General features: G+C 66.7%; 1 protein-coding gene. It reads left to right on the plus strand.

From position 1 onward, the window contains the following. A partial coding sequence (locus tag AC0L20_RS40460) for a transketolase-like TK C-terminal-containing protein (protein ID WP_473295740.1) occupies window positions 1-321 on the plus strand: 321 nt, incomplete at both ends.

Raw genomic sequence — 321 nt, forward strand, 5'->3', positions numbered from 1 at the left:
CCCGGATGGCGTTGCATGATCAGGAAAGCGCCATTGCACCTCAGACGCTGGATCCTGAAGGCACGATCAAGGGCATGTATCCGGTTCGGCAACTTGGCAGCGTGGAAGCTGTGCGATTGCTCGGCGCCGGCCGGGCCTTGGCGGAGGTGCTGCACGCCGCGCAGTTGCTGGAGCATGAATGGGGCATCACCGCGCACGTATGGAGTTGCCCCAGTTACACACGGTTGGCCCGCGAGGCGGCGGCCGCTGAGCGCTGGAACCGCCTGCATCCGCTGGCGCCCAGGCGTAGCTGCCATTTGCGCGACTGCCTGGCGGGGAGCC

Source organism: Bradyrhizobium sp. Kon58 (assembly GCF_055807455.1).